This window comes from Mesorhizobium carmichaelinearum, from assembly GCF_900199455.1.
Lineage (GTDB): Bacteria > Pseudomonadota > Alphaproteobacteria > Rhizobiales > Rhizobiaceae > Mesorhizobium > Mesorhizobium carmichaelinearum.
Window position 1 is genome coordinate 16294 of sequence record NZ_FZQR01000015.1, and the last position, 23525, is coordinate 39818.

The following is a 23525-nucleotide window of genomic DNA, read 5'->3' on the forward strand; positions in this document are numbered from 1 at the left end:
ATGACACGCAAGCAGAAAAGGTTGTCGGTCATTGTCGGTGGGTTGGCTTTCCTTGGCGCCGCCACCGGGCTGACCTTCTACGCGCTTGGCCAGAAGGCCTCCTATTTCTACATGCCGGCTGACCTCACCACGGCCAGCGTCCAGCCCGGCCAGCGCATCAGGCTGGGAGGCTTGGTCGAAAAAGGCACGATCCAGCGCGGGCAGGGGGCGACGGTCGCCTTTTCCGTTACCGACACGCATAAATCGGTCAAGGTCACCTATACCGGCATCCTGCCCGACCTTTTTCGTGAGGAGCAGGGCGTCATCACCGAGGGCACCTTCGGCCCGGACGGTGTCTTTGTTGCCGACAGCGTGCTGGCCAAGCATGATGAGCGCTACATGCCCAAGGAAGTGGCCGACGGGCTGAAGGCCAAGGGCGTCTGGCAGGAGAGCAAGAGTGAATAGCCCTGGCATGAGAGCAAGAGTGAATCACGCTCATGGTTGAAACCGGACATTTCGCCCTGGTCCTGGCGTTCGCGCTCTCACTGGTGCAGACGATCGTGCCGCTGTTCGGCGCGCGCCTCAACAACCAGCGGCTGATGGCTGTCGGCGGCCCTGTCACGATAACCGGCTTTGCCCTGACGGCGCTGTCCTTTGTCGCCCTGGCGAGTGCCTACGCCAACTCCGATTTCTCCGTGGCGAGCGTCTGGGAAAACTCGCATTCGCTGCAGCCGATGATCTACAAGATCACCGGAACCTGGGGCAATCACGAAGGCTCGATGCTGCTCTGGGTGCTGATCCTGACCTTCTTCGGCGCGCTGGTCGCGGCTTTCGGCTCCAACCTGCCGGCGACGTTGCGCGCCAATGTGCTGGCCGTGCAGGGCGCCATCGGCGCTGCGTTCTTCCTGTTCATCCTGGCGACGTCGAACCCCTTCATCCGGCTCAATCCGGCGCCGATCGAGGGCCGCGACCTCAACCCGGTCCTGCAGGATCTCGGCCTCGCCATTCATCCGCCGCTGCTCTATCTCGGCTATGTCGGCTTCTCGATCTGCTTTTCCTTCTCCGTCGCCGCCTTGATCGAGGGGCGTATCGATGCCTCCTGGGCGCGCTGGGTGCGGCCATGGACGCTGGTCGCCTGGATGTTCCTGACCGGCGGCATCGCCATGGGGTCGTACTGGGCCTACTACGAACTCGGCTGGGGCGGTTTCTGGTTCTGGGATCCGGTCGAGAACGCTTCCTTCATGCCGTGGCTGGCGGGCACCGCGCTGCTGCATTCGGCCATTGTCATGGAAAAGCGCTCGGCGCTGAAGATCTGGACGCTGCTGCTCGCCATCCTCACCTTTTCGCTGTCGCTGCTCGGCACCTTCCTGGTGCGTTCGGGTGTGCTGACTTCCGTTCACGCCTTCGCCACCGATCCGACGCGCGGCGTCTTCATCCTGTGCATCCTGACGCTGTTCATCGGCGGTTCGCTGGCGCTGTTTGCGATGCGCGCCTCGAGGCTGACGGCCGGCGGCCTGTTCCACCCGATTTCGCGTGAAGGCGCGCTCGTCCTCAACAATCTGTTCCTGACCACAGCGACCGCCACGGTGCTCGTCGGCACGCTCTATCCGCTGGCGCTGGAGGCGCTCACCGGCGACAAGATCTCGGTCGGAGCACCCTTCTTCGACCTGACCTTCGGCCCCTTGATGCTGCCCCTTCTGGCCCTGGTGCCGTTCGGCCCTCTGCTGGCCTGGAAGCGGGGCGACGTCTTCGCCGCATCGCAACGCCTGATGGCCGCCTTCGCTGTGGCGCTGGCGGCGATGCTGGTCACCGGCCTGTTTATCGACGGCGCGTCGGTGTTCGCCGCCCTCGGTATCGGCCTTGCCGTCTGGCTGGTTGTCGGCGCGCTCACAGACCTCGCCGTCAAGTCAGGCGTCGGATCGGTTGCACCGGCCGTCATGTTCAGGCGCTTTGCCGGCCTGCCGCGCTCGGTCTTCGGCACCGCATTGGCTCATCTTGGCCTCGGCCTGACGTTGCTCGGCATCGTCGCCACGCTCTCCTTCGGCACCGAGAAGATCCTTAGCATGCGCGCCGGCGAGACGGTGGAACTGTCAGGCCATACGCTGCGTTTCGTCGGGCTTTATCCGGCGCAGGGGCCAAACTACAGCGAGGACCGTGGCCGCTTCGAGCTAATCGGTGTCAGCGGCAGTCCTGTCGGCGAGATCAGCTCCGCCAAGCGTTTCTATCCGGTGCGGCAGACGACGACGACGGAGTCCGGCATCAAGACCCTTGGTCTTTCCCAGCTCTACATTTCGCTTGGCGACGAAGCCAAGGACGGCTCCGTCGTGGTGCGCCTGTGGTGGAAACCGCTGGTGACGCTGATCTGGGGCGGCGGCCTGGTGATGATGGCTGGCGCTGCCATGTCGCTGATGGACAGGCGCCTGCGCGTCGGCGCGCCCTCGCGCCGGCGCAAGCAGGCGAGCGCCGCGGCGCCCGCAGTCCTGCCATGAAGGCAAGGTTCTCCGCCGCGTTGCTCGTCCTGATGCTGGTGCTCGGCTTTGCCGGCACCGCGCTGGCGGTGAAGCCTGACGAAATGCTGGCCGATCCGGCGCTTGAGGCGCGGGCGCGGGCGCTGTCGGAAGGCCTGCGCTGCATGGTTTGCCAGAACCAGTCGATCGACGAATCCGACGCCGACCTTGCCCGCGATCTGCGCATCCTGGTGCGCCAGCGCCTCGTCGCCGGCGATACCGACCAGCAGGTGATGGACTATGTCGTTTCCCGCTACGGCGAGTTCGTGCTGCTGAAGCCGCGTTTCGACCTGCGCAACGCCCTGCTTTGGGGCACGCCGGCGATCCTGCTTTTTGCCGGCGGCATCTTCATCGTGCTTAGCGCGCGGTCGCGTCGCCCGGTATCGACAGCGCTTTCGGCGGAGGAGCAGGCGGCGCTGGACAAGATGCTGGGCGATTAATTCGGCCATTCCTCCGGCGGCCAATCCCGCGACGTGTGAACGACGTGCAGGATAACAACGCTCTCGCGGCCGCCGATCGGCCGCAACTCATAGGCAATGATGTAGGGCAGGCGGCTGATGGGCTTCTCATAAGTGCCTGTTACCCGGCCAGGCCGGCCCGTCGCCATGTCGCCAAGACCTCGGCCCGTGTCACGAATGCGATCCGCGAGGCGTCTGGCAGCGGCAGGGTTGTCTCGCGCGATGAAGGCGACTTGCCGTTTAATGTCATCCAGCGCGTCTCGCGACCAGGTGACGAAACGCTTCACCTATTGCCTCTGCGATCGGCTTCCGCCGCCTCGATAACGGCATCGATTTCCGCCATGGCATCGTCGTGAGGCACGACCCGGCCAGCCGCCGCATCGGCCATGCCACGTTTGATGCCTTCGATGATCTCCAGTTCGCGGTCGACATAGGCTGAAACCGCCTCAGCAGCGAGGAAGGATTTGCTGCGGCGGGTGTCGGCGGCGATCCTTTCAAGCTTCAGCTTGGTTTCGGATGAAACGCGAATTGTCATGGTGGTGCTGGTCGTCATGGTGAAAGCCTTGTGTTGAGTTGTGTACAACATAAGGCAGCATGGGGGCGCCAACAAGGATTTGTGCACGGTCATTGCCGCCAACATTACCAAAGATTCATGTGTCGGAAATGGCGCTGTAATGTGCGCCTCTCTAAGTCTCACTCCCCGAGGATGCCGATCAAGCAGCGTCCGTTTGAAAGAGGATAAGAGACCCATGAATATTGCCCCCAATTCATATTCCCGCACCCGCAAGCGTCTTCTGGCCGCCGCCGCTTCCGTCGCCATTGCCGGCGCGATCGGCGTTGGCGCGCTGGCCAGCGGAACCAGCCCCGTTCTGGCCGATGCCGTGCGTGTCGAGGCGCCTCAGGTGCAAGGCTTCGCTGACGTCGTCGAGCGCGTTTCGCCGGCCGTGGTCAGCGTCAAGGTGAAGGCCAAGATCCAGCCGACCGCCGATGATGGCTCCGATGACCAGGACGGCTTCGACAACCTTCCCAACAATCCGCAGCTGCGCCGCTTCTTCAAGGAATTCCGCGGCTTCGGTGACCAGAACGGCCAGAATGACGACGGTCATCGCCGCTTCGGTCACCGCGACCGCGGCAACAACGACCAGCCGCGCCCGGTGGCGCAGGGTTCCGGCTTCTTCATCTCCGAGGACGGCTACCTCGTCACCAACAACCATGTCGTCGAGGAAGGCACCGCTTTCACCGTGGTGACTAGCGACGGCAAGGAACTCGATGCCAAGCTTGTCGGCACCGATCCGCGCACCGACCTTGCCGTGCTCAAGGTCGATGGTGGCGGCAAGTTCACCTATGTCGATTTCGCCGACGATTCCAAGGTTCGCGTCGGCGACTGGGTCGTGGCCGTCGGCAATCCGTTCGGCCTCGGCGGTACCGTCACCGCCGGCATCGTCTCGGCGCGTGGCCGTGACATCGGCGCCGGCCCCTATGATGATTTCCTGCAGATCGACGCCTCGGTCAACCGCGGCAATTCGGGCGGCCCGACCTTCAACCTCAACGGCCAGGTGGTCGGCATCAACACGGCGATCTTCTCGCCCTCCGGCGGCAGCGTCGGTATCGCCTTCGACATTCCTGCCTCGACCGCCAAGCAGGTTGTCGAAGACCTGATGAAGAACGGTGCGGTGCAGCGCGGCTGGCTCGGCGTCGAAATCCAGCCGGTTACCTCCGACATCGCCGAATCGCTCGGTCTGAAGTCCAACAACGGCGCCTTGGTGTCGAGCGCCCAGGACGATGGCCCCGGCAAGAAGGCCGGCATCGCGGCTGGCGACGTCATCACCCAGGTCGAGGGCAAGGATGTCGCTTCGCCGAAGGAACTCGCCCGCCTGATCGGCGCCTATTCGCCGGGCAAGTCGGTTGACGTCACCGTCTGGCGCGACGGCAAGAGCCAGACGATCAAGGTCGATCTCGGCAAGCTGCCGGCCAGCGATAAGCAGGCCTCGAACGACCAGCAGCAGCAGCCCGCTGCTCCGGCCAAGCCCGACACGCTGGCCGATCTCGGCCTCACCGTCACCAAGTCCGAAAACGGCAAGGGTCTGGTGGTGACCGATGTCGATCCTGACAGCGCTGCCGCCGACCGCGGCATCCAGCCGGGCGACATCATCACCGCGGTCAATTCGAACGAGGTGAGCGGCACCGACGACGTCACCAAGGCGATGACCGACGCGGTGAAGGCCGGCCGCAAGGCGGTCTTGATGCAGATCACCCGCGACAACAACAACCGTTTCGTCGCGCTGCCCGTCGCCAAGGGCTGACAACGACTTTTCCGGTGCTGCGGTTTCAAACACCCCCGAGCCGCCGCATGGGAAAGCATGGAGCCGGGTACGTTAGTCAGTCATCGTGCTCTCCTCCAGCGGCAGCGGGCCTCCCATCGCCCGCTGCCGCACATTTTGAAAGCCGCCCAAAAACGCTCCCTCGGGCTGGGCCGAGAGGATGTGGTGATTGCAGGATCATGCCCCGAAACAGGCTTGTCGGGGATGAAGACAACCAGAGAACAAGATTTTATCGCGCGCGATCTCGATCATCTTGATCGCGACGTGCTTTGGCAAAGGCTAAAATGCAGATGCCGGCTACTCAACCTTCCAGCGAAATCGCGTATAACGGCCCTATGAAGATTCTCGTCATAGAAGACGATCGGGAGGCTGCGGATTATCTGCAGAAAGCCTTCGCCGAGGCAGGTCATACCGCGCATGTCGCCGGTGACGGCGAAACCGGTTTCGCGCTTGCCGATGCCGGCGACTATGACGTGATGGTCATCGACCGGATGATGCCGCGCCGCGACGGCTTGTCGGTCATTGCCGGCCTTCGCTCCCGCGGCAACACCACGCCGGTGCTGATCCTGTCGGCGCTGGGCGAGGTCGATGACCGGGTCACCGGCCTGCGCGCCGGCGGCGACGATTATCTGACCAAGCCCTATGCCTTTTCCGAGCTTCTGGCTCGCGTCGAGGTGTTGAACCGCCGCGCCAGCGCCAAGGAGGCCGAAACCGTCTACCGGGTTGGCGACCTTGAACTCGACCGGCTGTCGCATTCGGTCCGCCGGGCGGCGCGCGAGATCACGCTGCAGCCGCGCGAATTCCGCTTGCTTGAATATCTGATGCGCCATGCCGGCCAGGTGGTGACGCGCACCATGCTGCTCGAAAATGTCTGGGATTATCATTTCGATCCGCAGACCAATGTCATCGATGTCCATGTCTCGCGGTTGCGCGGCAAGATCGAAAAGGGCTTCGACAAGCCGATCCTGCATACGGTTCGCGGCGCCGGCTACATGCTGAAGGGCGGCTAGAGCATGACCCCGAAAAGTGGGAACCGGTTTTCTCGGACAAACGGTTCCGTTTGTCCAGAGGTCATGCTCCAACAACAAAGAGCTAGATCAGCATGACGATTCGACCAATCGTCATGCTGATCTAGGCGACAGCATGGCTCTTTCCGTGCCGGCCATCATGAAGACGACGGCAGCGCGGCTTTCGGCGCTTTATTTCCTGCTTTTCGCGCTGTGCGCCGTGCTGCTGGTCTTCTACATGACGTCGCTGTCAGCGAGCATGCTGACCGGGCAGACGCAGGACACGATCAATGATGAGATAATAGGCTTGGCCCGCGCCTACAAAAAGGGTGGCCTGCCGTTGCTGGTGCGCGTGGTCGAAAACCGCTCCCGCCAGCCTGGCGCCAACCTCTATCTGATCGCCGACACCAATGGCCAGATCCTGACCGGCAATGTGCAGGCCCTGGAACCGGGTGTGATCGATACCGAGGGCTGGACGACTGAGCCGTTCTCCTACAAGCGCTTCGGCGAAGGTGAGCTTGATCGTTTGCGCAGTGGAGCGTCCGACCCGACGCCATCCCCTTCAGACGATGCGGCGCAAACAGAGGGCGAGAAAGGTCACAACGCCATTGCGCTGGTGCTGCGGCTGCCCAATCAGATGATCCTGCTGGTCGGCCGCGATCTTGGCGAACCGGAGCGTTTTCGCGCCGTTATCCGCCGCGCCCTGATGCTGGCGCTCGGCATGATGGGGCTCGGCGGACTGCTAATCTGGTTCTTTGTCGGCCGCGCCGCGCTGAAGCGCATCGACAGCGTGTCGGAGGCCAGCCGCCGCATCATGGGTGGTGATCTCTCGGGCCGACTGCCGGTGACCGGCGCCGGCGACGAGTTCGACCGGCTTTCGGAAAACCTCAATTCCATGCTGGCCAGGATCGCCACGCTCAACGAAGGCCTGAAGCAGGTTTCCGATAACATCGCGCATGATCTGAAGACGCCGCTGACCCGGCTGCGCAACCGGGCCGAAGCGACGCTTGCCGGCAAGCATAAACCGGCCGACTACCGCCAGGCGCTCGAAGGCACCATCACCGAGTCCGATCAGCTGATAAAGACTTTCAACGCCATCCTGATGATCTCCAGGCTGGAGGCCGGATATTCGTCCGAACACACCAACCGCGTCGATCTGGCGGCGGCCGTACGTGATGTCGTCGAACTCTACGAACCGGTGGCGGAAGAGGCTGGCGTTTCGCTCGAAGCCGAAGTGAATGGTGCTTTTCTCGTCGACGGCAACCGCGAGCTGATCGGCCAGGCGTTGTCCAACATCGTTGACAATGCGATCAAATATTCGACGGACTCCACCTCCAAGCCGGCGGTTCGTGTCATGCTTGAGCGGACACATGGCGAGATCCGGCTTTGTGTCGCCGACAACGGCCAGGGCATTCCGGACGATGCCGATCGCGCCCGGGCAACTGAACGTTTCGTGCGGCTGGAGAAGAGCCGTTCGCAGCCGGGTTCCGGGCTTGGCCTCAGCCTCGCCAAGGCGGTCATGACCTTTCACTATGGACGGCTTGATCTCCTGCCTGGCAATCCAGGACTATCCGTGGTCATGAGTTTCCCCGCACGGGAGGATCACTGATGGCTGCGGAAGCGAAGCGGACGGTCACGGACTGGCTGGTGAAGCCGGCGATTGAGCTTGCCCCTCTCGACGAGGGCCGGGCGCGGCAGGCACTGGCCGAAATCACTGCTGTGGCACGCGAAGAAGGGTTGCTGCGGCTGGCCAAATTCCTGGCCGGCAAGGGGGAGGGCCAGGATTTCCTGGCCGCCGTCTTCGACCTCTCGCCATTCCTGCGCGATACAGCGCGTCGTAGGCCCCAGATTCTGGAAGCCCTTTTCGACGAGCCGGTCGAGGCGCGCTTGAAGGCGATCACCACCGCGATCGACCAGGCGCCATTGGCCGAGACGGTTTCCGAATCCAGCCTGATGATGGAGCTGCGCCAGTGCAAGGCCGAGGCGCATTTCCTGATCGCATTGGCTGACCTCGCCGGTGAGGCGGAAACGTCGCTGACGGTACGGCGGTTGAGCGATCTTGCCGATGTCTGCACCCGTGCGGCCGTCGACTTCCTGCTGCGCGACGCGCATGGCCAGGGCAAGCTCAAACTGCCGGATATCGACGATCCGTCACGGCAATCGGGCTGGATCCTGCTCGGCATGGGCAAGCTCGGCGCGCATGAGCTGAATTTCTCCTCCGACATCGATCTTGTCGTCTTCTTCGATCCGGAAGCGCCCGCCGTGGTCGACCCGCTCGACGCCACCGAGCTGTTTTCGCGGCTGACGCGACGGCTGGTGCGTATCCTGCAGGATCGCACCGAGCACGGCTATGTCTTCCGCACCGATCTGCGACTGCGCCCGGATCCCGGTTCGACCCCGCTGGCGATCCCCGTCGAGGCCGCGCTGCGTTACTACGAAGCGCGTGGCCAGAACTGGGAACGTGCGGCGATGATCAAGGCGCGCCCGGTGGCCGGCGATTTGGCCGCGGGCGCCGCCTTCCTCAAGGAGTTGCAGCCCTATATCTGGCGCAAATACATGGACTACGCGGCGATCGCCGACGTCCATTCGATCAAGCGCCAGATCCACGCGCACAAGGGCCATGGCGAGATCGCCGTGAAGGGCCACAACGTCAAGCTCGGCCGTGGTGGCATCCGCGAGATCGAGTTCTTCGTCCAGACCCAGCAGCTCATCGCCGGCGGCCGCTTTCCGGAACTGCGCGGCCGCGAAACCGTGCCGATGCTCGGCCAGCTCGCTGCCCGCGGTTGGATCACCGCTGATGCGCGTGATGCACTCGCCCGCCAGTACTGGTTCCTGCGCCGCGTCGAGCATGCCGTCCAGATGGTGGCGGATGAGCAGACGCACACGCTGCCGGAAGACGATGAAGGGCTGGAGCGCATCGCCCGCATGTTGGGCTTTGCGGATGCGGCTGCGTTTTCCCTGGCATTCCGCGCCTCGCTGCAGCAGGTCGAACGCCATTATGCCGCACTGTTCGAAACGGCCCCCGAGCTTTCGGCGGGCATCGGCAATCTGGTCTTCACCGGCGATGTCGACGATCCCGACACGCTGCGAACCTTGCATGGCCTCGGCTTCCAGCGGCCGAGCGACATCTGCCGCGTCATCCGCGGTTGGCATTTTGGGCGCTATCGCGTCACTCGATCGGCGGAGGCGCGCGAGCGGCTGACGGAATTGACGCCAGCGCTGCTCAAGGCGTTCGGCCAGACGCGCCGGGCGGACGAAGCCTTGATCCGTTTCGACGAGTTCCTTGCCGGCCTGCCCGCCGGCATCCAGCTGTTTTCGCTGCTGCAGTCAAACCCGGCGCTGCTCAAACTGATGGCGACGATCATGGGCGCCGCGCCCCGGCTGGCGGCGATCATCACGCGCCGGCCGCATGTCTTCGACGGCCTGCTCGACCCGGCCTTGCTGAGTGAACTGCCTGACCGCGCCTATCTCTCGGCACGGCTTTCGGCCTTCCTCGAAGGCGACAGGGCCTATGAAGAGGTGCTCGACCGGCTGCGTATCTTTGCCTCGGAACAAAAATTCCTGATCGGTGTGCGGCTGCTTGCCGGTTCGATCGATCCGGCCCGCGCCGGCCGCGCCTTTTCCGACCTCGCCGATCTCACCATCGAGGCGGCGTTGCAGGCAGTGGCCGCCGAATTCGCGGCGCGCCACGGCACGATCGCCGGCGGCGTGGTTTCGCTGCTCGGCATGGGCAAGCTCGGCAGCCGCGAATTGACCGCAGGATCGGATGTCGACCTCATCCTGCTCTACGATCATGACACGGATGCCGAGGACTCCGACGGCGACAAGGCGCTGGCGCCGTCACACTACTACACCCGCATGACGCAGCGGCTGATCTCGGCCGTATCGGCGCCGACGGCGGAAGGGGTGCTCTACGAACTCGACCTGCGGCTGCGGCCGTCCGGCAACAAGGGGCCGGTGGCCACCCACATCGATGCCTTCAAAAAATACCAGCGCCAGGAGGCCTGGACCTGGGAACACATGGCGCTGGCGCGGGCGCGCGCCATTGGCGGTGATGCCGGCCTGTGCGCCGAGGTCGAGGCGGAGGTTGCCGCCGTGCTTGGCCAGCCGCGCGACGCGGCAAAGGTGAAGACCGAGGCCTCGGACATGCGCGCCATGATCGAGAAGGAAAAGCCAGCGCGTGACCTCTGGGACATCAAGCTGATCCCCGGAGGACTGATCGATCTCGAATTCATCGCCCAGGTGGCTGTCATCACCGGGCAGGTGGAGGCCGGGCCGCGTGCCACCGGTACGGCAGAGATCCTGTCGCGCCTGGCGCCAAGCTTCGCCGATGCCGGGGTCAGGCAGGACCTTGGCGATGCCTATACGCTCTATCTGGCGCTGACCCAGATGACGCGGCTGTGCCTCACTGGCCCGTTCGAACGCGACGACGTGCCACCAGGGCTTTCGGATCTGCTTCTGGCGGTCACCGACCTGCCGGATTTCGGTGTGCTGGAAGCACACCTTAAGGAGACGTCGCAAAAGGTCAGGAAGGACTTTGATCTTTTGCTTCGTGCCGGATGACCGTGAAACGGTCGTGCGGCCGCATCGGGGGTGACGATGCAACAGGAGAAGACCATGAGAAAGTCAACCAAGCTTGCCCTTGCCTTCGCAGCGCTCGCCGGCGCCGTCGGCACCACCGCCTACGCCGAAAACAATGCCAGCGCGAAAATGCGTGAGGGCATGATGGCCCGCCTCGACAAGGCGATGAGCGATTCAGACGGCGCCATCACCTTTGATCAGTTTTCGGACGCCATGAACGCGCGGCTGAAGAAACTCGTTGCCGACAATGGCGGCAAGCTGACCGTCGCCCAACTGGCCGACGCGCTGGAGAAGGCGCGCTTCGAGCGGATGGCCAGGCGCATCATCGCCCGCTACGACACCAAGGGCGACGGCACGCTGACCACGGATGACATCACCGGTCGCGAGAAGAAGGTGTTCGCCATGCTCGACAAGAACAATGACGGCAAGATCGAGAAAAGCGAACTGCCGAAGGGCCACGGCTTTGGCCATCACCGCCAATCGGATGACGACGACAGCGACACCATGCAGTGAAGTTTAGGAGGCAGGCTCCGGTAACATCAGCCGGAGCCCAGCCGCTCAAGCCGCGACCTTGACCGTCGGCGGTGCCTTTTTCACCGGAATGCGCACCGACACGATCGTGCCGACGCCTTCGGTCGAACGGATTTTCAGCGCGCCACCTTGAAGCTCGGCCAGCGAGCGCGAGATGGCAAGGCCGAGACCGGATCCGGCATGGTTCTTGGAGAACTGGTTCTGCACCTGTTCGAAGGGCCGCCCGAGCTTGCCGAGCGCCGCTTTCGGGATGCCGCAGCCATTGTCTTCGATCGTCAGCACCAGCGCGCCGGATGTGTTGCGGGCCCTGACCGATATGTGGCCGCCCTGGCCGGTGAACTTCACCGCATTGGACAGAAGGTTGATGACGATCTGCTTGATGGCCCGGCGATCGGCGAACAAGGTCAGCGCGTCGGCGATGCGCGTTTCCACGGTGATCGCCTTCTGCGCGGCCTGCAGCGAGACGACGCGCACAGTCTCGCTGATCAGCGGCCCGAGGTCGATCTGCTCCTGGTCCAGCGAGAACTGGCCGGCCTCGATTTTGGACATGTCGAGAATGTCGTTGATGACGCCGAGCAGATATTTGCCGCTGCTGTTGATGTCGGTGGCGTACTCCTCGTAGCGCTCAGAGCCCAGCGGGCCGAACAGCCCCTGTTCCATCAGTTCGGAGAAGCCGATGATGGCATTCAGCGGCGTGCGCAATTCATGCGACATGTTGGCCAGGAATTCGGATTTGGCCCGGTTCGCTGCTTCGGCGCGCTCGGTTTCCTTCATGTATTTGCGGTTGAGGTCGACCAGCTCGCTGGAGCGTTCCTCTTCGGAGCGCCTGGCGAGGCTGAGATCATGGATCGTCGCCATCAGCCTGCGTTCGCTGTCGACCAGCTTCTCCTGATGCAGCTTGATCTGGGTGATGTCGGAGCCGACTGAGACGATGCCGCCGTCTCGGGTCCTGAGTTCATTGACCTGCAGCCAGCGGCCGTCGGACAGCTGCCGCTCGAAAGTGGCGCCGCCTTGCGGACCATTGGTGTTGGCGAGCCGGCGCTCGGAAGCAAAGGCCAGCATGCGCTCTTCCAGGGAGGCGCGCGTCACGCCCGGCATCACGTCGCGATCCGACAGCCCGTTGTCCTGCTGGTATTTGGAGTTGCACATGATCAGCCGCTGCGTCGAATCCCACAGCACGAAGGATTCGTTGATGTTCTCGATCGCGGTCCTGAGGCGAAGATCGGCCGCCTCGGAGCGCAGCGCCAGATGGCGCTGCTCGGTGACGTCTACGGCGATGCCGATCAGCTGGATTTCCGGTGCCTCCGGATCCATGACCTGTGCACGAGCGCGCATCCACACCCATTGGCCGTCGGCATGCCGCATCCGAAACACCTGGTCGATATGGTCGATCTCGCGGGCGACAATTCTGTTGGCGAGCTCGAACAGGTCGCCGTCCTCGGGATGGATGATCTCGTCGACCTCGCCGAAGGACAGCATCGTGTCGCAGGGCTCGTAGCCCAGCATGTCGTACATCGAGCGCGACCAGTACATCTTGCCGCGCACCATGTCCCAGTCCCACAGGCCGCAGCGGCCGCGCACCAGCGCCATGTCGATGCGCTGATGCGCTTCGAGATAGATGCGATCGGCGGCTTGCGCGCGCGCCGCCTGCCCGAAATAGGCGTAGAGGATGATGATGAGCACGCCGGCCGTCAGCACGAACAGGGTGACGTTCAGCGAGACAGTCTTGCGCCACGTGTCGAAGACCGCTTCCTGCGGCACCAGGGCCGCCGCGGCCCCCTTTTGATCCTTGGCCACGCTGACCGCCGCGTACCAGTCCTGGCCGCCGATATTGACCTCCATGACGCCAGCGCGGTCGCCGAACATGAACAGCGGTTGGCCGCCCTCGACGAGGCCGTCGAGCGAATGGCCTTGCCATGGCATCGAGCGCGGCGTCACCGCGGTGATCTTGAAGGCGTTGTCGGTGATGACGAGTACGTGGCTGCGGCCCATCGCGCCCTGGCGGCTGGTGGTCTCCAGCAGGTCCTGGATGGCGCCGGGCACGGTGTCCGAGGTGGTGGCCAGCGAACTGGCCAGCTGACCCGCCGCCAGCGTCAGGATCGCCTTGGCGTCGCGCTCGACATCGTCGCGTTCGTTCATCAGCGACAGCACGCGCAGCGCCGCGATGACGAGGAGGAAGATGATGATGAGGGCCGGTATCGACCGGCGCAGCAGCGGTTCGGCGGCCAGAAGCCGCTTGTAGGCCGGTTCGGCAATGAGCCGCGTATTCCCGGCAAGGCCGTCGCTGCGCGTCTCGCGACGCGCAAAAGCCATCCCACCGGGCGCGCCCCACGCGTCCGCCTTCGCCATAAATGGCACTCCCCGAATTTGCCTATGCTGCTTGGTGATCCGGCAAACGCCGCACATCCGAATCCTCAGTAAAGAATCAAAGGTGATTCGCCTTGTCCAGTGGTCCGGCGAAAAAAGATTAAAAATCGACTAAAATAATCCCGAAGCGGCACGATGCTCTCTGGGACGCGACCCCATTGGGTTGCACAAGATCGAAAACCGATCCTTGGGCTTCCTTGACGAAATGTAGTTTATAAACTACTTTTCCCCACGCTCGATGTGAAGCAGACCGAAACATTCCGAAAGTGGTGGACGCGGCTAAAGGATGAGCGCGCCCGTGGTGCGATCTTTGCCCGGCTCGACCGTCTTGCCTATGGGCATGCGGGGGACGTTGAGCCTGTGGGAGAGGGGATAAGCGAGTTGCGTATCCACTATGGCCCTGGCTACCGGCGTCTATTTTCAGAAGCGGGGCAACACGGTCATCGTCCTGCTGTGCGGCGGCAACAAAGGCACCCAGAAAAAAAGACATCAAGACGGCGAAACGTCTGGCGCAGGAATGGAGTGAATGAGATGGCTGAAAAACTGACAAGCTTTGATCCGGCCGAAGGCCTGACCTCCGATGAAGCGATTGCGGCATTCATGGCGGAAGCGTTTGCTTCCGGAGATTCCGGCTATATCGCGCATGCGCTGGGTGTGGTTGCCCGCGCCAAGGGCATGGCCCAGATAGCGAGCCAGACGGGACTTTCGCGGGAACAGCTTTATCGCTCGTTCAGTGAGAACGGCAATCCGACCCTGAAAACGACCATTGCCGTGATGAAGGCCCTTGGAATTGAGTTGACCGCAAAGGCACAGCCCCACCAGCCGGTTTGATAGACGCCCGGACGCGGAAGCTTCCCCCAGCAGGGCTCGCACTCACGCCAGCGTGCGCTCCACAATATCGCGCAGATCCGCCGACAGGTTTTCGGCATTGGCGATTGAAAGCAGCGCTTCCCTGGCCTTGGCCTGCCGGCCCGGTTCGAGCGAACGCCATGATCTCAGCGCCGTCGCCAGCCTTGCCGCCACTTGCGGATTGCGCTTTTCGACCTCGAGCACCGTTTGCGCGAAGAACCGGTAGCCTTCGCCGTCGGCGCGGTGGAAGCCGGTCTGGTTGGCGCTGGAGAAGGTGCCGATCAGCGAGCGCACCCGGTTCGGATTGGCCATCGAGAAGGCCGCATGAGCGGATAGCGCCCGAACCGTGTCTATCGCCTGCGGCCCCGGCACGCTGGCCTGGATCTGGAACCATTTGTCCATGACCAGCGGGTCGGATGCATAGGTCTTTTCGAAAGTCGCCAGTGCATGGTTTGCCTCCGGCGAACCATGGTGACGATACGCGAGCACGGCAAGGGCGGCGGCGCGGTCGGTCATGTTGGTCGCCGATTGGAAATGCCCGGCGGCCAGTGCGGCTCCGCCCGGCAGCAGCGAGAGATAGTCCAGCAAAGTGTTGCGCAGGGCGCGCCGTCCTGCGCTTGCCGCGTCGGGGCTGAAGGCGGTCTTGTCGGCAAGCCTGTGGTAGAGGCTGGAAAATGCCTCGGCATTGGCCGTGGCGATCGCCAGCGCAAGGGCCTGCCGGGCTGCGTGGATGGCGTCGGGATCGATATTCTTGCCGATGTCGCGGGCGATGTCGGCGTCGCCCGGCAGCGCCAGCGCCAGCGCCCGGTAGGCTGGCTCCAGCGTCTCATCGACGGCGATGCTGCCGGCAAGCTCGGTCAGCCGGGTCGCGAAGACCGGGTGCTTGCCGCCAAGGATCTCGCGGAAGGCTGCGATCAGCGCATCGGTGAGCAGCGTGTTGAAGGCTTGCCAGCGCGAGAAGGCGTCGCTGTCATGGCGGGCGAGGAAGAACTGGTCGTCGGCCTTCTGTTCGACCGATAGCGTCACCGGCGCCGAAAAGCCGCGGTTGAGTGACACGGCGGGACGTTCGGCAACGCCCGAGAAACGCACCATATGGCGGCGCTTGCGGAGATGGATGACGCCATCCTCGACGCTGGCGCCCTCGACGCCGCTATAGGCGACAGGCCTGCCGCCAGCGCCGATCAGGCCGAAGGTGAGCGGAATATGCATCAGCCGCTTGCGGCTTTCGGAGGGGGTCGGCGGCACCGACTGCTCGATCTCGAGCGTGAATTCCTGCGCGGCCGCATTGTGCGTCGAACTGACCGTCAGATTGGGCGTGCCCGCCTGATGATACCAAAGCGCGAACTGCGATAGGTCGCGGCCCGAGGCGTCCTCGAACACCTTGATGAAATCCTCGATCGTCGCCGCGTCGCCGTCGTGCCGCTCGAAATAAAGGTCCATGCCGGCGCGAAAGGCCTTAGCCCCGAGGATGGTGCGGATCATGCGCACCACTTCCGAGCCTTTTTCGTAGACCGTCGCCGTGTAGAAATTGTTGATCTCGCGGTAGCGGCGCGGCCGCACCGGATGCGCCAGCGGACCCTGGTCCTCGGGAAACTGATGCGCGCGCAGCAGGCGTACCTCGGCGATGCGCTTGACCGGCCGGGAGCGCTGGTCGGCGGAGAATTCGTGGTCGCGGAAGACCGTCAGCCCTTCCTTCAGGCAAAGCTGGAACCAGTCGCGGCAAGTGATTCTGTTGCCTGTCCAATTGTGGAAATACTCGTGCGCGATGATCGCCTCGATATTGGCGAAATCGGCATCGGTCGCCGTCTCCTCGTCGGCCAGCACATATTTGTCGTTGAAGATGTTGAGGCCCTTGTTCTCCATCGCGCCCATGTTGAAGTCGGACACGGCTACGATGTTGAAGACGTCGAGGTCGTATTCGCGGCCAAACGCTTCCTCATCCCATTGCATCGACCGCTTCAGCGCGTCCATGGCGTAGCCGGCGAGCTTCTCCTTGCCGGGCTCGACATAGATGCCGAGTTCGACCTTGCGGCCGGACATTGTGACGAAACTGTCGGCGACCTGGCCGAGATTGCCGGCGACCAGGGCGAACAGATAGGACGGCTTGGGGAAGGGGTCGTGCCAGATGGCATAGTGCCAGCCGTCGCCGAGATCGCCACTGTCTCCCGGATTGCCGTTGGACAGCAGCAGCGGCGCCTCGTCGCGCAACGCCTCGATCCGCACCGTGTAGACGGACAGGATATCGGGCCGATCGAGGAAATAGGTGATGCGGCGAAAGCCCTCGGCCTCGCATTGCGTGCAATAGACGTTGTTCGAGCGGTAGAGCCCCATCAAGGCCTCGTTGCCGGCCGGCGCCAGTTCGGTCTCGATCAGCAGCTGGAAACGGCGCGCGGCAGGCGGCTTGAGAAGGGTGAGCTGGTCAGGGGTTACCAGCAGGTGCGCCGGTTTAGCCTTCTTGCCGTCGATCTCGATGCGCTTGAGCGTCAGCCCATCGCCGTCGAGCACCAATGGCGCCGCCGCTGCTACGCCGTCGCGGCGTTCGACCGTCAGTATTGCGGTGACAATTGTGGCCTCTGGCGAAAGGCGGAAGGTGAGGTTGGTCTGCGGAATGAGATAATCATTGGGGCGATAGTCTTCGAGCTTGAAGACCTGGCCGGTGTCCGTGCGCATTCCCTGGGTTTTCCTGTCGATTGCGTTGGAAGCGGACAGTTCCCGCTGGTCCAAGAAATTTGAAGTCCGCGCTCTTTACACGAAACAGTCCCTCGACAAAACTCAGCCGATGCCTTCAGGCGTTCCTTCTCCACATCCTCACGAGGCAGTCATGACCGTCGTCACACCGAAATTCGGCATGGACCCATCGCCGACGTGACGTCAGGAAAGGGGACCGAGCCAGAAACGACCAGCGGCCACGGCACGCTAAGGGGCATCGCGCTGAAGATCGTCTCGGTGGCGGTCTTTGTCGCTATGCAAACCTGCATCAAGGCGGCCGGCGACGTGCCGGCCGGGCAGATCGTATTCTTCCGCTCTTTCTTCGCCATCTTCCCGATCATTGCTTTCCTGGCATTGAAGGGACAGCTGGCGACGGCATTCGTCACGAAACGTCCCTTCAACCACGTCGCGCGCGGCGTCGTCGGCGTTGGCGCAATGGGGCTTGGCTTCTTCGCGCTGACCAGGCTGCCGCTGCCGGAGGCGATCACCCTGAACTACGCGCAGCCGCTGCTGGTCGTGGTGTTCTCCTCCGTCTTCCTTGGCGAGACGATCCGCGTCTATCGCTGGAGCGCGGTCGCCGTCGGTCTCATTGGCGTGCTCATCATTTCCTGGCCGGAACTGACCCTGCTCAACTCGGATGAAGCACTCGACGACCAGGAGGTCCTGGGCGTCATGGCCGCGCTGGTGGCCGCGGCGATCTCGGCTGTCGCCATGCTGCTTGTGCGCAATCTCGTGCAGACGGAGAAGACGGCGACCATCGTCTTATGGTTCTCGTCGACGGCGAGCGTGCTCTCGCTGCTGACGCTGCCTTTCGGCTGGCAAGCTCTGATGCCGGCGCAAGCCGCGCTGCTCGTCATGGCCGGCTTCTGCGGCGGCCTCGGCCAGATCCTGATGACCTCGGCCTATCGCCATGCCGAGGCCTCGGTGGTGGCACCGTTCGAATACACCTCGATGATCCTCGGCGTCGTCGTCGGCTATCTCGTTTTCGGCGACGTGACCTCGCTCAACACGCTGATTGGCGGTGCGATCGTGGTGGCCGCCGGCGTCTTCATCATCTGGCGTGAGCGGCAACTCGGCCTGGAGCGCACCCGAACGCGCAAGGTGACGCTGCCACAAGGCTGATCAGGACCGTTCCGACCGGTCCTTCGCCAGCCGCACCAGCACCGCGCGAGTTTGCTCGTCGGCCGGGAAAAATGACTCAATCGCCAGTTCCGACAAAGTCACGTCGAGCGGCGTGCCGAACACGGTGATGGTGCTGATGAAAGACAGCACCTGATCGCCATGGGCGAGGCGCAGCGGATGCACGATCGCATTCGGCTCGACGGGCGTTGGCCTGTTGCCCTTGAGGCCGGACGGATAGCTGCGCAACTCGCGCTCCAGTTCGACCAGCACCGGATCGCCGCTGGCATCGTTCTGGTGCTTGAGACGTTCGAGCAGATGCGTGCGCCATTCCGCGAGGTTGACGATGCGCGGTGCGATGCCACCGGGGTGCAGGCTGAGGCGAAGCACGTTGACCGGTGGGGTCAGCAGCGAGGCCTCGCTGACATCGGCGAGGAAGGGAGCAATCGCGGCATTCGCCGAAACCAGGTTCCAGTGCCGGTCTACCGCCAGTGCCGGGAAGGGTTCATGTCCCTTGAGCACGATCTCGACCGCCGCCATCGCCGGCGCCAGCGTCGTGTCGGAGAGCGGCCGTTCGCTGAAGCTCGGCGCAAAGCCTGCCGCCAGCAGCAACTGATTGCGTTGCCTCAGCGGGATCGAAAGCTGCTCCGCCAGATGCAAGACCATGTCGCGCGAGGGTGCGGCGCGCCCGCTTTCTACGAAGGAGAGATGCCGCTGCGAAATCTCAGCCTCCATGGCGAGGTCGAGCTGGCTCATGCGGCGGCGCGTGCGCCATTCGCGGATGAGGCTGCCGGCAGAGGTCTGGGCTGATGTCATGGGGGATGGTTAGGCTGACGGGGACGACATTTCAATTACCTGCGAGGTTATCGCTAGGAGAGCGCCCGCAGCCTCGCCTTGACCTCAAGAAAATCCCGCCATGCCAGCTTCTTGTGCGCCGGCGTCCGCAGGAGATAGGCCGGGTGCAGCGTCGGCATGGCCGGAATGGCGATGCCGGAGGCAGTGGTGTGGGCACGCCAGTTGCCACGCAGCCGCAAAATGCCTTCCGAGGTGTTGAGCAAGGTCTTGGCCGACGGCCCGCCGAGATTGACCAGCACCTTGGGATTGACCAGCTCGATCTGCCGCTCGATGAACGGCCGGCAGATTTCGGTCTCGTGCGGCGTCGGCGTGCGGTTGCCCGGCGGCCGCCAGGGAATGACGTTGGCAATGTAGACCGAGCTGCGGTCGAGCCCGATCGCGGCCAGCATGCGGTCGAGCAGCCGGCCCGAGCGGCCGACGAAGGGCAGCCCCTCAATGTCCTCATCGCGGCCCGGCGCTTCGCCCACCAGCATGACCGCGGCCTCCGGGTTGCCATCGGCGAACACCAGGTTCTTGGCGGTGGCCTTGAGATTGCAGCCGTCGAACGCCGCCATGTGCTGGCGCAATTGGTCCAGGGTTGTTGCCGTTGTCGCCAACTGGCGCGCAAGTGCTGCCTGAGCTTCGTCTGGCACGGCGGCGACCGATGAACGCGCCGGTGCGTCCGGCACCCGACTCGCATCCAACCCGGACGATGCCGCGGGCCGCTCCGGCGCCTTGTCCTCGCGAGGCGGTGCCGCCGCTGCCGGTGCTCGCTCGACGGGCCTCGGCGCCGCCTCGGCGAAGCGGTTGACAGGAGCGTCTTCCAGCGCCTCATCGACGCCGGCGCTGGCATAGAAAGCCAGGATGTCGGCGATATCGGTCGGGCTGTTGGGGGAGGCGGCAGTCATGGTGCGCACATTCGTCCGCATGACTGCAATTTGCAAGACCGGCTGCTTGCCCTATCCGGTCGGGATGCGCGGATCTTGCACCAGGTAGAAGGTCCATCGCGGCGTGTAATCGGTCATCAGGAACTCGAAGCTGACGGTCTTCAGCGGGTCGACCTTGCCGTTCTTGAACAGCAGCCGGTCATAGGGCTCGAAGTCGCGGTCGAAATCGGCGAAATTGCTCGACCAGATATTTTCGGGGGTCTTGTTGCGTTGGTCGAAGGAAAGCCCGTCCCCAAACACGCTCGGCTGATCGAGTATCTCCTGAAGCTCGAACTGGAATTCGATCCAGGCCTGGCCGCTGTTGTTGAGCACGTCGATGCGCATATACATGATGCCGTTGGCGAACTCGCCCGCCTTGCCGAATGTCTCGATCGGCTTGGTGGTGCGGATGGTCAGCGTCACCGGTGTCGCCGAATTCAATTCTTCGGTGATGACCAGCGGATCGTCCTTGGTTCCGATGCCGGAGGCTCCGGTGATGCGGAAGCCGCCGAGCTCGTCGGAGAAGGAGTAGGCGCCTGTCGCCCAGACCTTCACCTCTTCCGCGACGGCGTGCCCTGGTGCCGACGTCATAAGGGCCAGAAGAATCGCCCGGCAGGCCCGGCCGGGCGACAAAAGAAAGCGCGTCGAAGGAAAGCCGGCTGGCCCAGGAATGCGCATGGCGGGAAGTATGGCCGATAAGCAAGCCGCCGAACAATTAAAAAACGCAAGCGCGGCGGTCTCGCCGGGCACGAACGGCTGCCCTGCCGCAGGATGCGCGACTTATTGGCCAAATCCGCATTGTCACGTCTGCGCCGGTTTCCTGTCGCCAATTGATGCGCTATGCAGCGCAGGAGCCAGCAAGATACGCAACAGCGGCAAGCCAGTGCGGAGGGGTTGATGAGCGATATCGAACGCGAAAGCATGGAATTCGACGTGGTCATCGTCGGTGCCGGCCCGGCCGGCCTTGCCGCGGCCATCCGCCTCAAGCAGGTCAATCCCGAGCTTTCCGTCGTCGTGCTGGAAAAGGGCGGCGAGGTCGGCGCGCATATCCTCTCCGGCGCCGTCGTCGATCCGATCGGCATCGACCGGCTGCTGCCCGGTTGGCGCGAGGAGGAGGGGCATCCCTTCAAGACGCCGGTCACGGCGGATCATTTCCTGGTGCTCGGCCCCGCCGGCTCGTTCCGTCTGCCCAACATATTGATGCCGCCGCTGATGAACAATCACGGCAACTACATCGTCTCGCTCGGCAATGTCTGCCGCTGGCTGGCGACCAAGGCCGAGGCGCTGGGCGTCGAGATCTATCCGGGCTTTGCCGCCGCAGGCCTGCTCTACAATGAAGAAGGCGCCGTCACCGGTGTCGTCACCGGCGACATGGGCGTCGACAAGGACGGCACGCACGGCCCCGGCTTCGCGCCGGGCATGGCGCTGATGGGCAAATATGTGCTGATCGGCGAAGGCGCGCGCGGCTCGCTCGCTAAGCAGCTGATCGCCAAATACAAGCTTTCCGATGGCCGCGAGCCGGGCAAATACGGCATCGGCCTCAAGGAGCTTTGGCAGGTCAAGCCGGAGAACCATCGGCCGGGTCTGGTGCAACATTCCTTCGGCTGGCCGCTCGACATGAAGACCGGCGGCGGCTCGTTCCTCTACCATCTCGAGGACAATCAGGTGGCGGTTGGCTTCGTCCTTCACCTCAACTACAAGAATCCCTGGCTCTCGCCCTTCGAGGAATTCCAGCGCTTCAAAACCCATCCGGCGATCCGCGGCACCTTCGAAGGCGCCAAGCGGCAGGGCTACGGCGCGCGCGCCATCACCGAGGGTGGCTGGCAGTCGGTGCCGAAATTGTCGTTCCCCGGCGGCGCGCTGATGGGTTGCGCCGCGGGCTTCGTCAACGTGCCGCGCATCAAGGGTTCGCACAATGCGGTGCTCTCCGGCATGCTGGCGGCCGAGCATGTCGCCGAAGCGATCGGCGCCGGCCGCGCCAATGACGAGCTTTCCTCCTACGAGGCGGCCTGGCGCGCGACCGACATCGGCAAGGATTTGAAGAAGGTGCGCAACGTCAAGCCGTTGTGGTCGCGCTTCGGCACCATCATCGGCGTCGGCCTTGGTGGCCTCGACATGTGGCTGAACACGCTGTTCGGCGTCTCGCCCTTCGGCACGCTGAAGCACGGCAAGGCCGACTATGCGGCGCTCGAGCCAGCCGCCAAGCACCAAAAGATCGCCTATCCGAAGCCCGATGGTGTGCTGACCTTCGACCGCCTGTCCTCGGTGTTCCTGTCCAATACCAACCATGAGGAAAACGAGCCGGTCCACCTCATCGTCGGCGACATGGCCTTGCAGCAGCGCTCCGAGCACGATGTCTTTGCCGGGCCCTCGACGCGCTATTGCCCGGCTGGCGTCTATGAATGGGTCGACAAGGACGGCAATGCCGCCGCTGATCCGGCGGCGAAAGATGTGCGCTTCGTCATCAACGCGCAGAACTGCGTCCACTGCAAGACATGCGACATCAAGGACCCGAACCAGAACATCAACTGGGTGCCGCCGCAAGGTGGCGAAGGCCCGGTCTATCAGGGCATGTGACCTCGCGTAGCGGGGCGCGGTTCAGGTCTCTGCAGCAAAAATGCAGGTGAGGGCTGGCCGTGAGGGCATGCAGGCCAGCAGAACCGTTGAAACGGCCACCGGTCTATGGTTCCTTCTCCAGGGATAAGGAGAAGGCCATGCGCCGGACGGTTCTGACATGCCTCGTCGCCATCGGGGCGCTGTGTGCGTCACAGGCCCTGGCCGGCACCAGGGCTGTCGTCCAGACGCGGACCTACGACGTTGCGGGAAGCTCGGGCGCCGCCCTCGTCGACGCGATGGACAGCAAAGGCCCCAGGCACGGCTTCATGACGCATGCCATCGCCACCACGGCCTACACCGTCGACTGGAACCTCAACGCCACTGAAGGCAACGGCTTCTGCCGGATGCGGCAGGTCAACGGCACGCTCAACCTTTCCTACACCTTCCCTCGCCTTGCTTCGCCCGCGACGCCGGAGCTGAAAAGGCGCTGGGTCAGGTTTTTCGCCGGTGTTCGCGCCCATGAGGAAACACATGGGCGCATCGCCAGGGAGATGATGCGCGCTACGGAGAGGTCGATAACCGGCCTGCGGGTCGCCAACGACCCGTCTTGCTACAAGACGCGCCGCGAAGCTCAGCTTCGCATCCGGGCTGTCTATGCCGAATATGAGGCCAAACAAAACGCCTTCGATCGGCGCGAACACAGCAAGGGCGGACATGTCGAACATCTGATCGCTGCCTTGGTCAAAAAACCATGAACGTGTGATCCGCTCAGCGTTGTGGC

At 63.6% G+C, this 23525-nt stretch carries 19 protein-coding genes and 1 pseudogene; 13 read left to right on the plus strand and 7 right to left on the minus strand.

Features of this window, described 5'->3' with window-relative positions:
- The 3 genes from ccmE to CKW40_RS28505 are packed head-to-tail and all read left to right on the plus strand — an operon-like array spanning nucleotide 1 to nucleotide 2926.
- Nucleotides 1-444 carry a cytochrome c maturation protein CcmE gene (ccmE, locus tag CKW40_RS28495; protein WP_027041623.1) on the plus strand — a complete coding sequence of 148 codons (444 nt, stop codon included), beginning with the start codon at nucleotides 1-3 and terminating at the stop codon, nucleotides 442-444.
- Between the two features lie 32 nt (nucleotides 445-476).
- Entirely contained in the window at nucleotides 477-2468 is a 1992-nt protein-coding gene (locus CKW40_RS28500) for a heme lyase CcmF/NrfE family subunit (RefSeq protein WP_095203172.1), read from the plus strand.
- The gene (locus CKW40_RS28505; protein WP_095203173.1) at nucleotides 2465-2926 is read left to right on the plus strand and encodes a cytochrome c-type biogenesis protein; all 462 of its coding nucleotides are present in this window, start codon (nucleotides 2465-2467) and stop codon (nucleotides 2924-2926) included. The genes CKW40_RS28500 and CKW40_RS28505 overlap by 4 nt, the downstream gene beginning before the upstream one ends.
- On the opposite strand, the gene CKW40_RS28510 is transcribed toward CKW40_RS28505, so the two are convergent.
- Both CKW40_RS28510 and CKW40_RS28515 read right to left on the minus strand, forming a co-directional pair.
- The gene (locus CKW40_RS28510) at nucleotides 2923-3231 is read right to left on the minus strand and encodes a type II toxin-antitoxin system RelE/ParE family toxin (RefSeq protein ID WP_095203174.1); all 309 of its coding nucleotides are present in this window, start codon (nucleotides 3229-3231) and stop codon (nucleotides 2923-2925) included. The genes CKW40_RS28505 and CKW40_RS28510 overlap by 4 nt on opposite strands.
- Complete coding sequence (locus CKW40_RS28515) at nucleotides 3228-3497, minus strand: CopG family ribbon-helix-helix protein (protein ID WP_095203175.1); 270 nt, start codon at nucleotides 3495-3497, stop codon at nucleotides 3228-3230. The genes CKW40_RS28510 and CKW40_RS28515 overlap by 4 nt, the downstream gene beginning before the upstream one ends.
- A 196-nt stretch (nucleotides 3498-3693) precedes the next feature.
- Between CKW40_RS28515 and CKW40_RS28520 the strand changes: the two genes are divergently transcribed.
- The 5 genes from CKW40_RS28520 to CKW40_RS28540 all read left to right on the plus strand — a co-directional run bounded on the left by CKW40_RS28520 (nucleotide 3694) and on the right by CKW40_RS28540 (nucleotide 11366).
- On the plus strand, nucleotides 3694-5247 hold the full coding sequence (locus CKW40_RS28520; protein ID WP_095203176.1) for a Do family serine endopeptidase: 1554 nt from the start codon (nucleotides 3694-3696) through the stop codon (nucleotides 5245-5247).
- A gap of 353 nt (nucleotides 5248-5600) precedes the next feature.
- Entirely contained in the window at nucleotides 5601-6275 is a 675-nt protein-coding gene (locus tag CKW40_RS28525; RefSeq protein ID WP_027041628.1) for a response regulator transcription factor, read from the plus strand.
- A gap of 133 nt (nucleotides 6276-6408) precedes the next feature.
- Nucleotides 6409-7881, plus strand: coding sequence for a sensor histidine kinase (locus CKW40_RS28530; protein WP_095203177.1), 1473 nt, complete (start codon nucleotides 6409-6411; stop codon nucleotides 7879-7881).
- Nucleotides 7881-10835: a bifunctional [glutamine synthetase] adenylyltransferase/[glutamine synthetase]-adenylyl-L-tyrosine phosphorylase gene (locus CKW40_RS28535; RefSeq protein WP_095203178.1), complete on the plus strand. Its 2955-nt coding sequence runs from the start codon at nucleotides 7881-7883 to the stop codon at nucleotides 10833-10835. Before CKW40_RS28530 ends, CKW40_RS28535 begins: the two co-directional genes overlap by 1 nt.
- A 54-nt stretch (nucleotides 10836-10889) precedes the next feature.
- Entirely contained in the window at nucleotides 10890-11366 is a 477-nt protein-coding gene (locus CKW40_RS28540) for an EF-hand domain-containing protein (RefSeq protein WP_095203270.1), read from the plus strand.
- Nucleotides 11367-11411: 45 nt separating this feature from the next.
- On the opposite strand, the gene CKW40_RS28545 is transcribed toward CKW40_RS28540, so the two are convergent.
- On the minus strand, nucleotides 11412-13733 hold the full coding sequence (locus CKW40_RS28545) for a PAS domain-containing sensor histidine kinase (RefSeq protein WP_095203179.1): 2322 nt from the start codon (nucleotides 13731-13733) through the stop codon (nucleotides 11412-11414).
- A 258-nt stretch (nucleotides 13734-13991) separates the two neighbouring features.
- Here CKW40_RS28545 and CKW40_RS28550 point away from each other — a divergent pair.
- Both CKW40_RS28550 and CKW40_RS28555 read left to right on the plus strand, forming a co-directional pair.
- Nucleotides 13992-14281, plus strand: a pseudogene (locus CKW40_RS28550) (type II toxin-antitoxin system RelE/ParE family toxin).
- 1 nt (nucleotide 14282) lies between these two features.
- The gene (locus tag CKW40_RS28555; protein ID WP_095203180.1) at nucleotides 14283-14582 is read left to right on the plus strand and encodes an addiction module antidote protein; all 300 of its coding nucleotides are present in this window, start codon (nucleotides 14283-14285) and stop codon (nucleotides 14580-14582) included.
- A 42-nt stretch (nucleotides 14583-14624) separates the two neighbouring features.
- Here CKW40_RS28555 and pepN read toward each other — a convergent pair whose 3' ends face one another.
- Nucleotides 14625-17270, minus strand: coding sequence for an aminopeptidase N (gene pepN / locus CKW40_RS28560; protein ID WP_095203181.1), 2646 nt, complete (start codon nucleotides 17268-17270; stop codon nucleotides 14625-14627).
- A gap of 195 nt (nucleotides 17271-17465) precedes the next feature.
- Here pepN and CKW40_RS28570 point away from each other — a divergent pair, with 195 nt between their 5' ends.
- Nucleotides 17466-18431, plus strand: coding sequence for a DMT family transporter (locus CKW40_RS28570; RefSeq protein WP_095203182.1), 966 nt, complete (start codon nucleotides 17466-17468; stop codon nucleotides 18429-18431).
- Here the strand turns inward: CKW40_RS28570 and CKW40_RS28575 are convergent, their stop codons facing one another.
- The 3 genes from CKW40_RS28575 to CKW40_RS28585 are packed head-to-tail and all read right to left on the minus strand — an operon-like array spanning nucleotide 18432 to nucleotide 20866.
- Complete coding sequence (locus CKW40_RS28575; RefSeq protein ID WP_095203183.1) at nucleotides 18432-19244, minus strand: helix-turn-helix domain-containing protein; 813 nt, start codon at nucleotides 19242-19244, stop codon at nucleotides 18432-18434.
- A gap of 53 nt (nucleotides 19245-19297) precedes the next feature.
- A complete protein-coding gene (locus CKW40_RS28580) occupies nucleotides 19298-20170 on the minus strand; it encodes a uracil-DNA glycosylase (protein ID WP_179298152.1) in 873 nt (290 codons plus the stop codon).
- Nucleotides 20171-20221: 51 nt separating this feature from the next.
- Nucleotides 20222-20866, minus strand: a complete 645-nt coding sequence (locus CKW40_RS28585; protein WP_095203184.1) for a hypothetical protein — start codon at nucleotides 20864-20866, stop codon at nucleotides 20222-20224.
- A 219-nt stretch (nucleotides 20867-21085) separates the two neighbouring features.
- Between CKW40_RS28585 and CKW40_RS28590 the strand changes: the two genes are divergently transcribed.
- Together CKW40_RS28590 and CKW40_RS28595 are read left to right on the plus strand one after the other, a co-directional pair.
- Nucleotides 21086-22765 carry an electron transfer flavoprotein-ubiquinone oxidoreductase gene (locus CKW40_RS28590; RefSeq protein ID WP_095203185.1) on the plus strand — a complete coding sequence of 560 codons (1680 nt, stop codon included), beginning with the start codon at nucleotides 21086-21088 and terminating at the stop codon, nucleotides 22763-22765.
- Nucleotides 22766-22902: 137 nt separating this feature from the next.
- Nucleotides 22903-23499 carry a DUF922 domain-containing Zn-dependent protease gene (locus CKW40_RS28595; protein WP_095203186.1) on the plus strand — a complete coding sequence of 199 codons (597 nt, stop codon included), beginning with the start codon at nucleotides 22903-22905 and terminating at the stop codon, nucleotides 23497-23499.
- Nucleotides 23500-23525: the final 26 nt, after the last annotated feature.